The following is a 12,638-nucleotide window of genomic DNA, read 5'->3' as shown; positions in this document are numbered from 1 at the left end:
GCCGCCCCTACCCGTCCCATCCCCCAGGGGCTCTGCCCCTTCAGCCCCGTCTGGGGGCTCCGCCCCCAGACCCCCCATCGGCCTGAACGGCCTCGTCCTCAATCGCCGGACGGGCTGGATTTGTGGGCCTGTGTTGAGAGGCGCCCCCTGCGGGAGACGCCGGACCGGCTGGATGTGTCGGCTGTGATGGAGGGGATTGCCCTGGTTTGTCCTCGGACGCCGGACGGGCTGGATTCTGCCCGTCGGCGTGGAGAAGTGCCGGCCCCTCAAGGAACGCGGGATCAGCTGGATGGGCCGGCCGTCGGCGCTGAGTCGCCCTCTCGCTGAGAAAGTCGGGCCCCAAGGAGCGCCCGACGGGCTGGGTCGCCCGCCTGCGGCGAGAAGTCGCGCCCTCAAGGAACGCCGGACAGGCTGGGTTGCCCCCCTCGCGTTCAGAAGCCATCCCCGGGAGACACCAGACGCCCCCCCCCGAAAGTCACCGGACCGGCGTCCGAAACGCCTACGCCGGTCGGCGTCCGTGATTAGCCCTGTGCTTCCGTACGCGCCACTTTCGTTTTCGCGTTTTCTTCGACATGCCCCTTGTGCTTAACCCAGGACGGGCGCCGCGTCGAGAGGTCACGCACGGCCGATGGGGGCCAGTACCGCGGCCGTGAGGGTTTTCAGGTCCTCGGGGGAGAGCTCCACCTCCAGGCCGCGGCGGCCCGCCGAGACGCAGATCGTGGGGTGGGACGAGGCCGAGTCGTCCAGGACCGTGCGGAGTTTTTTGCGTTGGCCGAGGGGGGAGATGCCGCCTCGGACGTAACCCGTGGTGCGTTCGGCGAGGGTCGGGTCGGCCATCGCCGCGCGTTTGCCGCCCACCGCCGACGCGAGTGCCTTCAGGTCCAGCTGGCCCGCCACCGGGACGATGGCGACCGTCAACGTGCCGTCCACGTCCGCCAGCAAGGTTTTGAAAACCCGGTCCGGGGAGACGCCCATCGCCTCGGCCGCCTCCTCGCCGTAGGAGGGGTGGGACGGGTCGTGGTCGTAGGCGTGGAGGTCGTACGGCACTCCCGCGGTCGTCAGGACGACCGTCGCGGGAGTGCCGCCCGGCTGTTGTTGTTTTGGCTTCTTGGCCATCAGTTGGTCCGGTTTCCGGGTCAGTTCAGGCTTGTCGGGCCTCGGGTCAGGTCCGACGCGGGCAGGGACGGCAGGTTACGGATGATGGCCGTCTCGGAGCGAAGGAGTTTCAGTTCGTCGCGGAGGCGGGAAGCCGTGTCGGGGGCCTGGAGGAGGCGTTGTTTTGTCGCCGTGTCCAGCATCATCGCGGCGGCCACCAGGTAGGAGACCACCGCCGGTTCGTCGGGGAGTTCGGCCTCGCCCGTCGACAGGGTGCGTTCTCGGGCGCCTGCCAAGCGTTTTTGGTATTGGCGGAACGCGCGTAGCACGCCCTCCGCAAGCGCGCCCGCCTCGTCGCCCTTCTCCTCGGGCAGCTCCTCCAGCTCGGCCGTCAGGAACGGGCCCGAGGCGTCCACGGAGAGCAGTCGCATCCGGGTCGTGCCCGTCGCCAGCACCTCGAAACTGCCGTCGGCGCGCTCGCGGATCGTGGCCGCGTCGGCGACGCAGCCCACCGAGTGGAAGGCCTTGAGCGGGTCGGGGCCGAAGCCGGCGGTGGGCCCGCGTTCGGGCACGGCCGTCTGGTCGGGCATGCCCGGGGCGGTCGATGCCACCTCGTGGCCGTCGCGGATGGCCACGACGGCGAATCGGCGCGAATCCTCCTCAGGGGTCTTGAGCAGATCGCGCATCATGGCGCGATAGCGCTCCTCGAAAATGTTCAGAGGAAGCACGAGCCCCGGGAACAGAACCGAGTTCAGGGGGAAGAGCGGCAGCCGGACGGTGGTCACGCCGCAAAATCCTAATGGTCGCCGGAGCGGGCACGGCCGTCGTGCTCACTCCGTGGATACCCGGGAGCGTCCTCGAAGGCCCACGGCTGCGTCGGAATCGCCGGCAGCGTGGGGGGAATCGGGCCGCCGAGCGGGACGTCCGAGGCCACCGCCACGCGTACGCCGTCCCGGATTTCCAGGAACTGGCCCAGCGGGTCGTCCGAGATCCGGTCCCAGGGGAAGGACGTGGCGTACGGGCCGATCAGGCGGAGCTGGTCGAGCGCGTCCGTCCAGCGTTCGAGGCGGATGAGGACGTAGGTCAGGAGGTTGCGGACCTCCGCGGGCCAGGGGTCCGCCGGCGCGTACGTGGCCGACAGGGCGATGGCCAGGTCGGCCGCCGCGTCCAGGCGGGCGCGGGGCACCGGCGGAGCGCAGCCGTCGGTCAGACAGGCGAAGGCTGCCCGCACCGGCAGCGCCTGGACGAGCGAGCCGGGCAGGGCGTCCTGTGCGGCCGGCTCGGCGAAGTCGAAGCACGCGCGGTGGGAGCAGCGGGCGGTGTGCGGTGTGTTCCCCCACTGCGCGCAGCAGGCGGCCGAGAGGTACTGGAGGGCGGCCACATGGCAGCCGTAGTGGTGCGGGGAACGGCGGACCGCCTCGCCCCACAGCCGTTCGAACTCGGTGTGCCCGGCGTTCGTGCCCCGTGCCCGGTCGAGGGCGATGCGCCAGGGCACCGGGTCGCGCGGTTCGGCCTCGGCGGCCGCCGTGATCAGCGGGCTCAGCTCGCGCAGCAGTTCGGCGCGGGCCGGTGACTCCCAGCAGCGGTCCATCGCCAGCTGAGCCGTGATGAGGAGTGCGTCCGGATTCCGAGGGGCCGCCGCGCACCAGTCGTCCAGCCACTCGGGGCGGCAGCGGGCGAACGCGGCGAGCCGACGCGTGTGGCGGTCGCGGTCCTCCCACTCGGCGGCCGCGCGCGTGGCGGCCAGCAGTGCGGAGGCCGGGCCGTACTCGCCGCGTCCGGCGGCGACCAGCGCGGGGCCGAGCCGGTCGTCGGGCGCGTCGAGGAGGACCTCGTCGTCGGCCGGCAGCCCGGCGGCGAGCCGCGAGGTGTTCCTTGCCATCCGGGCGGTACGGATGAACGCGCGCAGCAGAGCCATGGTGTCGACCATTGAAAGACCGTGGATCCGGAGTGCGCCAGACCGATTGAGCACCCGGCTGAAAGTTGTACGCGCCCTGGTCAAGGGAAGGTAAAAGGTGACTGTTGCTCACCTGTTCGAGTGCTGTGCCGGGGGCCTTCGCGGACGGGTTCCTAACCGCGTCTGAGCAGGCGTGTGGCGCCCGCCGCCACCGTCGTGGCCAAGATCCACCCCAGCAGGATCAGCGCCACCGAGAGCCACTGCCAGCCCCCGTGCAGCTGCCATTGGCCCACCTGCCCCAGGTCGATCACCGGCAGCAGCAGGTCCAGCGCGAACAGGGCCGGGCTCCACGGCGGATGCCCGTTCGTGTTCACCGGCGCGTGGTCGGCGTGTGCGAAGGCCAGCGAGCTCGCCGCCCACAGCACCGCCATCCATACGGCGGCCCGGCCCGGCCGGTACCCGTAGGCGACCGTCCAGTCCTGCACGATCCCCCACACCTTGGCCGCGATCGGCAGACTCTCCCGGCGCCTGCGCTGCTTGGCGAGCAGCACCTCGCGCGCGTCCTCGTCCTCACCGGCGTTGCGCAGCACGGTCGCAAGCCGCTCGTACGGCTCCGGGGCGTACTCGGCGGTCGCCGCGGCCACCCAGTCGAGGCGGGTGTCCAGCGGGAACGGGCCCTGCGGTACGAGGTTCTCGTACACGAAGCCGCCCATGTGCAGGTTGCCGGGACCCGGCCAACTGGTCGCCGAATCGATCAGGTTGACCACCCGCGCCCCCGACAGCACCACCTTCCCGCGCTGCGGCCGCTCCCCGAGGAAGCGCAACTCCGGTGCCTGGATGCGCAGCAGCGACAGTTCCTGGTCGTCCGTGAACGTGAACCGGGCCCGCTCCAGGTCCACCGCGTCCCCGAACCGCCCGTCGTCCAGCCGCACCCCGCCCTGGCACGAGAAACGCTGGATGCGGGTCCCGCGCGCGGGAGTTGTGCCGCTCAGCCAGGGGCCGCCGACACCGGCCGGGGTGAGGTACAGGGTGCGGCCCACGGTCAACTGGGGCGCGTTCAGGGCGAGTCGGCTGTACGGGTTCGCCAGCCGGGCGCCGCGCAGGCTCAGCGAGACCCCGACCTTGGCGCTGCGCAGGCTCAACTCGCCGTGCGATTCGAGGAGTTCGGCCTGGAGATCCTGGCCCACGGTCATGCCGTCGGCGGCGATCGAACGCCCGGTGCGGTCCCGGTACACGATCGCCTGGTTCAGCAGCAGATCCGTGCCGATGTGCGCGTCGGTCAGCCGCACCCCGTTGTGGAAGCGACAGCGCGGCAGATGCAGATCGCCCTCCGTGTGCACCCGCGCCGCCTCCAACCGCGGCACCGAGCAGTCCACCAGCCGTACGGTCTGGAAGCGGGCCTCCGGCAGCAGCACCTCCCGCTCGAAACGGCAGCCCTTCAGCTCCACGTACGGCGTGACGGTGCCGCCCGCCAGGTCCAGGACGCCGCTGATCTGCACGCCGGTGAGTTTCAGGGAGGCCACCCGGCCCGACAGCGCGGGCGGTCCGTCCAGGAGCAGCCAGCACACGATGCGGGCCCGTACCGTCCGCTCCGGGCCCCACGGGTGCCCGCCGTGCGGATCGTCGACGACCGTGTCGCCGCTGCTCAGGTCGTACACGCTGCCGTTGCGGAAGGCCTGCCACATACCGGCCTCGGCGGCGGTCAGATCGTCCGGCACATCCCCCGCGCGGAGGCCGGCACCCTCGGTCACTGCTCTTTCATCCCTCTCAACTACTCACGGGTTTCGCACAGCTGTTCATGCCCGCTCCGTGACGCCCGGAACACTAGACGTGAAGGGGATCTTCCGGGTTCCGGCCACGTTCTGTATCAGCCATTGATATGCGTGAGCGGCGCCCGATCTCAGTCTGAGAGAATTGGCCCCGTGATCTCCCGAATCGATCTGCGCGGTGACGCCCTCCCCGAGGGACCCGCCCTGCGCGACCTGCTGCCCCGAGCCGACTTCGACGTCTCGGCCGCCCTGGAGAAGGTGCGGCCGATCTGCGAGGCCGTGCATCATCGGGGCGACGCGGCGCTGATCGACTTCGCCGAGAAGTTCGACGGCGTGCGGCTGGAATCGGTACGGGTCCCGGCGCAGGCGCTCAGCGACGCGCTGGAGCAGCTCGACCCGGAGGTACGCGCGGCCCTGGAGGAGTCCATCCGGCGCGCCCGGCTCGTCCACCGCGAGCAGCGCCGTACGACACACACCACGCAGGTGGTGCCGGGTGGTTCCGTCACCGAGAAGTGGGTGCCGGTCGACCGGGTGGGGCTGTACGCGCCCGGCGGGCGGTCGGTCTACCCCTCGTCCGTGATCATGAACGTGGTCCCGGCCCAGGAGGCCGGCGTCGGCTCCGTCGCGCTCGCCTCGCCGCCACAGGCGGACTTCGGCGGGCTGCCGCACCCGACGATCCTCGCCGCCTGCGCGCTGCTCGGCGTCGACGAGGTCTACGCCGTCGGCGGAGCCCAGGCCGTCGCGATGTTCGCCCACGGCACCGAGTCCTGCGCCCCGGCCAACATGGTCACCGGGCCCGGCAACATCTGGGTCGCCGCCGCCAAGCGCTACTTCACCGGCAAGATCGGCATCGACACCGAGGCCGGCCCGACCGAGATCGCGGTCCTCGCCGACGACACCGCCGACCCCGTGCACGTCGCCGCCGACCTGATCAGCCAGGCCGAACACGACCCGCTCGCCGCCGCCGTCCTGGTCACGGACTCCGTGACGCTCGCGGACGCGGTCGAGAAGGAACTGGAACCGCAGGTCGCGGCCACCAAGCACATCGAGGACCGGATCGCCCCGGCGCTGGCCGGCCGACAGTCCGCGATCGTCCTCGTCGACGGCATCGACGAGGGGCTCAGGGTCGTCAACGCTTACGGCGCCGAGCACCTGGAGGTCCAGACGGCCGACGCCGCCGCGGTCGCCGACCGGGTGCGGAACGCGGGCGCGATCTTCGTCGGACCCTGGGCGCCTGTGTCGCTGGGCGACTACGCGGCCGGCTCCAACCACGTGCTGCCGACCGGGGGTTGCGCCTGCCACTCCTCCGGGCTCTCCGTGCAGTCCTTCCTGCGTGGCATCCACATCGTCGACTACACGAAGGACGCGCTGGCCGACGTGGCGCATCACGTGGTGACGCTGGCGGAGGCGGAGGATCTGCCCGCGCACGGCGCGGCGGTCAAGGCTAGGTTCGGTTGGAAGGTGCCCGGCAAGTGAGCTTCGGAATCGACGATCTTCCCGTACGGGACGAGCTGCGCGGCAAGTCCCCTTACGGCGCGCCCCAGTTGGACGTCCCCGTACGGCTGAACACCAACGAGAACCCCTACCCGCTGCCCGAGGCGTTGGTCGAGCGGATCGCCGAGCGGGTTCGTGAAGCCGCCCGCGATCTCAACCGCTACCCGGACCGGGACGTCGTAGAGCTGCGCACCGAGCTGGCCAACTACCTGACGAAGACCGGGAGTTACCGGGTCGGGGTCGAGAACGTGTGGGCGGCCAACGGCTCCAACGAGGTCATCCAGCAACTGCTCCAGACCTTCGGCGGGCCCGGCCGTACCGCGATCGGCTTCGAGCCGTCGTACTCGATGCACGCGCTCATCGCGCGCGGCACGGGGACCGGTTGGATCTCCGGCCCGCGCAACGAGGACTTCACGATCGATCTCGCCGCCGCCGAGCGGTGGATCGCCGAGAACAAGCCCGACGTCGTGTTCGTCACGACCCCCAACAACCCCACGGGCAACGCCGTTCCGCCCGAGACGGTCCTCGCGCTGTACGAAGCCGCGCAGGCCGCCAAGCCGTCGATGGTGATCGTCGACGAGGCGTACATCGAGTTCAGCCACGGCGACTCGCTGCTGCCGCTGCTCGAAGGTCGGCCGAATCTCGTCGTCTCGCGGACGATGTCGAAGGCCTTCGGGGCGGCGGGGCTCCGCCTCGGCTATCTCGCCGCGCACCCGGCCGTCGTCGACGCCGTCCAACTCGTACGGCTGCCCTACCACTTGTCGGCGATCACCCAGGCGACCGCGCTGGCCGCCCTGGAGCACACCGACACACTGCTCGGGTATGTCGAGCAGCTGAAGTCCGAACGGGACCGGCTGGTGGGCGAGTTGAAGGCCCTCGGGTGTGAAGTCGTCGAGTCCGACGCGAACTTCGTGCAGTTCGGGCGGTTCGCGGACTCGCACACCGCCTGGCAGAAGATCCTCGACCAGGGCGTCCTGGTCCGGGACAACGGCATCCCGGGGTGGCTGCGGGTCTCCGCCGGAACCCCCGAAGAGAACGACGCGTTCCTCGACGCGGTCCGTGAACTGAAGAAGGAGCAGAGCGCATGAACCGCGTAGGACGGGTGGAGCGGGCGACCAAGGAGACCTCGGTCCTCGTCGAGATCGATCTCGACGGGCACGGCAAGGTCGACGTGTCGACAGGAGTCGGCTTCTACGACCACATGCTCGACCAGCTCGGCCGGCACGGTCTGTTCGACCTCACCGTGAAGACCGAGGGCGATCTGCACATCGACTCGCACCACACCATCGAGGACACCGCCCTAGCCCTCGGCGCCGCCTTCAAGCAGGCGCTCGGCGACAAGGTGGGGATCTATCGGTTCGGCAACTGCACGGTTCCCCTGGACGAGTCCCTGGCTCAGGTGACCGTCGATCTCTCCGGCCGCCCCTACCTCGTGCACACCGAGCCCGAGAACATGGCGCCGATGATCGGCGAGTACGACACCACGATGACCCGGCACATCCTGGAGTCCTTCGTCGCACAGGCCCAGATCGCGCTTCATGTGCACGTGCCCTATGGGCGCAACGCACACCACATCGTGGAGTGCCAGTTCAAGGCGCTGGCCCGCGCGCTGCGCTACGCCTCCGAGCGTGACCCGCGCGCGGCCGGCATCCTCCCCTCCACGAAGGGCGCGCTGTGACCGGCCTCTCCAGCCTCCTGATCGTCGTCGGACTCTTCCTCCTCGGCGGGGTCTACTCCTTCGTCAAGCAGAAGATGCCGGCGAGCCTCATCGTGCTGGTCTCCATCGGCGCGGCGATGTGTCTGGTCGCGGGGGTCATGCGGCTGGCGGTGTGGAGTTGAGCGCGGCGAAGAACGCTTCCAAGAAGGTCGTCGTCTTCGACTACGGCTTCGGGAACGTCCGTTCCGCCGAGCGTGCTCTCGCGCGCACGGGTGCCGAGGTCGAGATAACGCGTGACTACGACAAGGCCATGAACGCGGACGGCCTGCTGGTGCCGGGTGTCGGTGCCTTCGCCGCCTGTATGCAGGGCCTCAAGGAGGCGCGCGGCGACTGGATCGTCGGGCGCCGGCTGGCCGGTGGGCGCCCGGTGATGGGCATCTGCGTGGGCATGCAGATCCTGTTCGCGCGGGGCATCGAGCACGGCGTGGAGACCGAGGGCCTGGACGAGTGGCCCGGCTCGGTCGAGCCGTTGCAGGCCGAGATCGTGCCCCACATGGGCTGGAACACCGTCGACACCCCGGCGGGCTCCCAGCTCTTCGCGGGCCTCGACGCGGACGCGCGCTTCTACTTCGTGCACTCCTACGCCGTCCACGACTGGTCCCTCGAAGTCGTGAACCCGGCGATGCGCGCCCCCCTGGTCACCTGGTCGACGCACGGCAAGCCCTTCGTGGCCGCCGTGGAGAACGGCGCCCTGTGGGCCACGCAGTTCCACCCCGAGAAGTCCGGCGACGCCGGAGCGCAGCTGCTGAACAACTGGATCGGAACCCTCTGATGCCTTCGAAGCTCGAACTCCTCCCCGCCGTGGACGTCCGCGACGGCCAGGCCGTCCGCCTGGTGCACGGCGAGTCCGGGACCGAGACCTCCTACGGCTCCCCCCTGGAGGCCGCCCTCGCCTGGCAGAGCTCCGGCGCCGAGTGGCTGCACCTCGTCGACCTGGACGCCGCGTTCGGCACCGGCGACAACCGCAAGCTCATCGCCGAGGTCGCCGGCGCCATGGACATCAAGGTCGAGTTGTCCGGCGGCATCCGCGACGACGACACCCTCGCCGCCGCCCTCGCCACCGGCTGCACCCGGGTCAACCTCGGCACCGCCGCGCTGGAGACCCCGGAGTGGGTCGCCAAGGTCATCGCCGAGCACGGCGACAAGATCGCGGTCGGCCTCGACGTACGCGGCACGACCCTGCGCGGACGCGGCTGGACCCGCGACGGCGGCGACCTCTACGAGACGCTGGACCGCCTCAACTCCGAGGGCTGCGCCCGGTACGTGGTCACCGACATCGCCAAGGACGGCACCCTCCAGGGCCCCAACCTGGAGCTGCTGCGCAACGTCTGCGCGGCGACCGACCGCCCCGTCGTGGCCTCCGGTGGCGTGTCCTCGCTCGACGACCTCCGCGCGATCTCCGAGCTGGTACCCCTCGGTGTCGAGGGCTCCATCGTCGGAAAGGCCCTGTACGCGAAGGCGTTCACCCTGGAAGAGGCACTGGAGGCGGTGGCCCGGTGACCGAGCTACGACGCGTGTCGACCGGCGCGCCCTGGGAGGACGCCTTCGGCTACTCCCGCGCGGTGCAGCTGCCCAACGGCCTGGTGCTGGTCTCCGGGTGCACGTCGATAGTGGACGGCGAGATCGCCGGGGGCGGTCCCTACGAGCAGACGGTCAACGCGTTCAACGTCGCGTTCTCGGCGCTGGAGCAACTGGGTCTCGGCCCCGCCGATGTGGTGCGCACCCGTATGTACATCACCCACGCCCGGGACGTTGATGACGTGGGCCGCGCACACAAGGAACTCTTCGACGCGATCCGCCCCGCCGCGTCCATGATCATCGTCTCCGGCTTCGTCGATCCGAGCCTGGTGGTCGAGGTCGAGGTGGAGGCGTACCGCTCCGGTACCGAGGGCGGAGGTTCGGCATGACGTTGGCCGTACGAGTCATCCCCTGCCTGGACGTGGACAACGGCCGGGTCGTGAAGGGCGTCAACTTCCAGAACCTGCGCGACGCGGGCGACCCCGTCGAGATGGCCAAGGTCTACGACGCCGAGGGCGCCGACGAGTTGACCTTCCTGGACATCACCGCGTCCTCCGGCAACCGCGAGACGACGTACGACGTGGTCCGCCGCACCGCCGAGCAGGTCTTCATCCCGCTCACGGTCGGCGGCGGCGTCCGCACGGCCGAGGACGTGGACAAGCTGCTGCGGGCGGGCGCGGACAAGGTCGGCGTCAACACGGCGGCGATCACACGGCCCGAGCTGATCCGGGAGATCGCGGAGCGGTTCGGCAGGCAGGTTCTTGTCCTGTCGGTGGACGCGCGCCGTACGGAGTCGGGTTCCTTCGAGGTCACGACCCACGGCGGTCGCAAGGGCACCGGCATCGACGCGGTCGAATGGGCGCACCGGGCGGCCGAGTTGGGGGCGGGGGAGATCCTGCTCAACTCGATGGACGCGGACGGTACGAAGGACGGCTACGACCTGGAGATGATCGCGGCGGTGCGCAAGCACGTGACCGTGCCGGTCATCGCCTCCGGCGGCGCGGGCAAGCTCGCGGACTTTCCGCCGGCGGTGGCGGCGGGGGCGGACGCGGTGCTGGCGGCTTCCGTCTTCCACTTCGGGGATCTGCGGATCGGTGAGGTCAAGCAGGCGTTGCGGGAAGCGGGTCACCCCGTGCGGTGATCCCCTGAGACCTGTTGTAAGCCCCGGCTGCCTGGCGGTCGGGGCTTACTTGTGGGGGGATGCGAAAGGAAAGTTGCGCAAAATATATTGCGCAACTTTCCTTTTGTATCTAACGTCGAGTGCATGACCTCGGACGAGATCCGCAACATCACCGATCTGGGGACGCTCAAGGCGTTCGCGCACCCGCTGCGCCTCAAGCTGTACCGGGCGCTGTACGTGGCGCGTACGGCGACGGCGTCGCAGCTCGCCGACCAGGTCGACGAGGCCGTTTCGCTGGTCAGCTACCACCTGCGCAAGCTCGCCGAGCACGGGCTGATCGAGGAGGCCGGGCAGCAGAGCGGTGACGGCCGGGAGCGCTGGTGGCGGACCGCCGCCGAGAGCCTGATCGTGCGGCACGAGGACGTGAAGGACGCGCCCGAGAAGCTCGCCACCCAGGGGGCGCTCGTGCGGGCGCTGCTGGAGCAACGTGTCGACCTGTACCGGCGTCACCTCGACGAGTCCGAGTCCTGGAGCGACGAGTGGCGCTCGGCGGGTTTCGATGGCGAGTACCTCCCACGCCTGAACGCGCCCGAACTCGCCGAACTGGGGCACGAGTTGGACGCCCTGATCAAGAAGTACCAGGCCAGGGGGCGGGCCGCCGAGCAGGCGGGCGACACCCAGGGCCGGGAGAACGTCGCGATCCACCTGTACGGCTTCCCGTTCCGCGCCTGAGCCCCGGAGAGGACGAACTCCCGTGCCCACCATGCTCATAGCCCCCGGCACAGCCACCGAAAGACCCGCCCACCGCGACCCCAACGTCCTACGCTGGCTCGGCGCCTACGCGGCCTCGATGGCCGGCGACGGCGTCTACTACGTAGCCCTGTCCTGGGCCGCCGTACAGGCCGGGTCCCCGGCGCAGGCCGGCCTGGTGATGTCGGTCAGCGCGCTGCCGCGCGCGGTACTGATGCTGGGCGGGGGAGTGATCGCCGACCGCTTCGGTCCGCGCCGGGTCGTCATCGGCAGTGACGCGGTGCGCTGCGCGGCCGTGCTCGCGGTGGCCGCGCTGCTGTTCCTCACCGGCCCGGGGCTGTGGCCGCTCGCCGCGCTCGCCCTGGTCTTCGGCATCGTGGACGCCGTCTTCGTACCCGCCGTGGGCGCGCTGCCCGCGCGCATCACCGGCAAGGGACAGCTCGCCCGGGTGCAGGGCATGCGGGGCCTCGCGTACCGGTTCGCCGTCATCTTCGGCGCCCCGCTCGGCGGCCTCGCCGTGGCGTTCGGCGGCGCGACGGCCGCGTTCGGGATCGCCGGGCTGCTGATCGCGGTGTCGGTGCCACTGCTGATCTCGGTACGGGTCCGGGAGCTGTCGCCGGGCGACACGGCCGCCGTCGGTACGACCACCGCGTGGCGCGACCTGGCCGCCGGGCTCCGGTACGTCCGCGGTCACCGGGTCCTCGCGCCCTTGATGCTGGCCATCGCCCTTGGTGACCTGGGGTTCGCCGGTCCGCTCAACGTGGGGCTGACCCTGCTCGCCGACCAGCGGGGCTGGGGAGCGTCCGGGATGGGGTGGGTGCTCGCCGGGTTCGGGGTCGGCGCGGGGACCGCCTCGACGGTGCTGACCGTGCGGGGCCGGCTTCCGCACGCCGGGCAGGTGGCCGGCTGGTCGCTCATCGCGGGCTCCGTCGCCATCGGCGCCCTCGCCTACGTCCCGAGCGTCCTCGCGGCGGTAGGCATCGCCCTGCTCATCGGGTTGCTCGCCGGGCTCAGCGGCGTGATGTGCGGCGCCCTGCTGCAGACCCGGTCCGACCCCGCCTACCTCGGCCGCGTCACCGCCGTCTCCAGCCTGGCCAGCCTCGGCCTCGCCCCGCTCACCATGCCGCTGTCGGCGGCGGCGATCGGGGCGTGGGGCACGGGCCCGGTGTTCGTGGTCAGCGCGGTGGTCTGCGGTCTCGGCGGAGTCATCGCCCTGTGCGTCCGAGACCTGCGGCGCGCCGAACTCCCCGACTGACCCGGCCTGTTCACACCCGCGGG

At 70.7% G+C, this 12,638-nt stretch carries 14 protein-coding genes; 10 read left to right on the top strand and 4 right to left on the bottom strand.

The window, feature by feature from the left end; genetic code table 11:
* Positions 1-615 precede the first annotated feature (615 nt).
* The 4 genes from ybaK to OG588_RS12590 form a co-directional block, all read right to left on the bottom strand.
* A complete protein-coding gene (gene ybaK / locus OG588_RS12605) occupies positions 616-1,116 on the bottom strand; it encodes a Cys-tRNA(Pro) deacylase (RefSeq protein WP_405947355.1) in 501 nt (166 codons plus the stop codon).
* A gap of 20 nt (positions 1,117-1,136) precedes the next feature.
* Entirely contained in the window at positions 1,137-1,880 is a 744-nt protein-coding gene (locus OG588_RS12600) for an LON peptidase substrate-binding domain-containing protein (RefSeq protein WP_366092006.1), read from the bottom strand.
* 11 nt (positions 1,881-1,891) lie between these two features.
* Positions 1,892-3,025 (bottom strand): hypothetical protein, encoded by a 1,134-nt coding sequence (locus OG588_RS12595; protein ID WP_405947354.1) that lies wholly within the window; start codon positions 3,023-3,025, stop codon positions 1,892-1,894.
* A gap of 140 nt (positions 3,026-3,165) precedes the next feature.
* Positions 3,166-4,743, bottom strand: a complete 1,578-nt coding sequence (locus OG588_RS12590) for an oxidoreductase (RefSeq protein ID WP_405947353.1) — start codon at positions 4,741-4,743, stop codon at positions 3,166-3,168.
* 171 nt (positions 4,744-4,914) lie between these two features.
* On the opposite strand from OG588_RS12590, the gene hisD reads away from it, so the two are divergent.
* From hisD to OG588_RS12540, 10 genes are all read left to right on the top strand, one after another.
* Positions 4,915-6,237 carry a histidinol dehydrogenase gene (gene hisD / locus OG588_RS12585; RefSeq protein ID WP_405947352.1) on the top strand — a complete coding sequence of 441 codons (1,323 nt, stop codon included), beginning with the start codon at positions 4,915-4,917 and terminating at the stop codon, positions 6,235-6,237.
* Positions 6,234-7,343, top strand: a complete 1,110-nt coding sequence (locus OG588_RS12580) for a histidinol-phosphate transaminase (protein ID WP_405947351.1) — start codon at positions 6,234-6,236, stop codon at positions 7,341-7,343. Before hisD ends, OG588_RS12580 begins: the two co-directional genes overlap by 4 nt.
* On the top strand, positions 7,340-7,933 hold the full coding sequence (gene hisB, locus OG588_RS12575; protein WP_019062289.1) for an imidazoleglycerol-phosphate dehydratase HisB: 594 nt from the start codon (positions 7,340-7,342) through the stop codon (positions 7,931-7,933). The genes OG588_RS12580 and hisB overlap by 4 nt, the downstream gene beginning before the upstream one ends.
* A complete protein-coding gene (locus OG588_RS12570; RefSeq protein ID WP_019062288.1) occupies positions 7,930-8,094 on the top strand; it encodes a hypothetical protein in 165 nt (54 codons plus the stop codon). Before hisB ends, OG588_RS12570 begins: the two co-directional genes overlap by 4 nt.
* Positions 8,085-8,744 (top strand): imidazole glycerol phosphate synthase subunit HisH, encoded by a 660-nt coding sequence (gene hisH, locus OG588_RS12565; RefSeq protein ID WP_019062287.1) that lies wholly within the window; start codon positions 8,085-8,087, stop codon positions 8,742-8,744. The genes OG588_RS12570 and hisH overlap by 10 nt, the downstream gene beginning before the upstream one ends.
* Positions 8,744-9,472, top strand: coding sequence for a bifunctional 1-(5-phosphoribosyl)-5-((5-phosphoribosylamino)methylideneamino)imidazole-4-carboxamide isomerase/phosphoribosylanthranilate isomerase PriA (gene priA, locus OG588_RS12560; RefSeq protein WP_328683917.1), 729 nt, complete (start codon positions 8,744-8,746; stop codon positions 9,470-9,472). Before hisH ends, priA begins: the two co-directional genes overlap by 1 nt.
* Entirely contained in the window at positions 9,469-9,879 is a 411-nt protein-coding gene (locus tag OG588_RS12555; protein ID WP_405947350.1) for a RidA family protein, read from the top strand. Before priA ends, OG588_RS12555 begins: the two co-directional genes overlap by 4 nt.
* A complete protein-coding gene (hisF, locus tag OG588_RS12550) occupies positions 9,876-10,631 on the top strand; it encodes an imidazole glycerol phosphate synthase subunit HisF (protein ID WP_365307692.1) in 756 nt (251 codons plus the stop codon). The genes OG588_RS12555 and hisF overlap by 4 nt, the downstream gene beginning before the upstream one ends.
* Before the next feature lie 123 nt (positions 10,632-10,754).
* Entirely contained in the window at positions 10,755-11,342 is a 588-nt protein-coding gene (locus tag OG588_RS12545) for an ArsR/SmtB family transcription factor (RefSeq protein WP_405947349.1), read from the top strand.
* Between the two features lie 31 nt (positions 11,343-11,373).
* Entirely contained in the window at positions 11,374-12,615 is a 1,242-nt protein-coding gene (locus tag OG588_RS12540) for an MFS transporter (RefSeq protein ID WP_405953106.1), read from the top strand.
* The last annotated feature ends 23 nt before the right edge of the window (positions 12,616-12,638 follow it).

Source organism: Streptomyces prunicolor (assembly GCF_045162825.1).
GTDB lineage: Bacteria > Actinomycetota > Actinomycetes > Streptomycetales > Streptomycetaceae > Streptomyces > Streptomyces prunicolor.
This window is presented reverse-complemented; position numbering and strand designations above follow the sequence as displayed.

Bases quoted from the DNA above. Each gene is read 5' to 3' on its own strand.
- ybaK (WP_405947355.1), bottom strand. From the start codon at position 1,116: ATGGCCAAGAAGCCAAAACAACAACAGCCGGGCGGCACTCCCGCGACG.
- OG588_RS12595 (WP_405947354.1), bottom strand. From the start codon at position 3,025: ATGGTCGACACCATGGCTCTGCTGCGCGCGTTCATCCGTACCGCCCGG.
- hisB (WP_019062289.1), top strand. From the start codon at position 7,340: ATGAACCGCGTAGGACGGGTGGAGCGGGCGACCAAGGAGACCTCGGTC.
- priA (WP_328683917.1), top strand. From the start codon at position 8,744: ATGCCTTCGAAGCTCGAACTCCTCCCCGCCGTGGACGTCCGCGACGGC.
- hisF (WP_365307692.1), top strand. From the start codon at position 9,876: ATGACGTTGGCCGTACGAGTCATCCCCTGCCTGGACGTGGACAACGGC.
- OG588_RS12545 (WP_405947349.1), top strand. From the start codon at position 10,755: ATGACCTCGGACGAGATCCGCAACATCACCGATCTGGGGACGCTCAAG.
- OG588_RS12540 (WP_405953106.1), top strand. From the start codon at position 11,374: ATGCTCATAGCCCCCGGCACAGCCACCGAAAGACCCGCCCACCGCGAC.